Consider the following 300-nt stretch of genomic DNA (forward strand, 5'->3'; position numbering starts at 1 on the left):
TCTAATAGCTTTGTTTGCTTGGCACGTAGTTGGCGAGAGCAAGGGGTCAATGTTCCGGCTTTGATAAAAGTTGATTTGGATAAAGGCTTTCTATTATTAAGCGATTTGGGAGATGAGCTATTGTTGCCTTACCTGAATCCCGATAGCCCGGTGATAGAAAGTGGTAATAAACACTATGCGCAAGCCATGAAGGCGCTGCTAAAGATCCAAAGTCTTAAGCCAGCAAATGATTATGCTCTACCACTCTATGATAGTGCACTGCTGCAACGGGAAATGGCCCTGTTCCCAGACTGGTTGCTT

The 300-nt window shown here is 44.7% G+C and carries 1 pseudogene; it reads left to right on the top strand.

Going from position 1 to position 300, the window contains the following annotated elements:
- Window positions 1-18: 18 nt before the first annotated feature.
- Window positions 19-300 (top strand): annotated as a pseudogene (locus A3735_RS07660) (aminoglycoside phosphotransferase); the annotation flags it as partial.

The organism is Oleiphilus sp. HI0061, assembly GCF_001635675.1.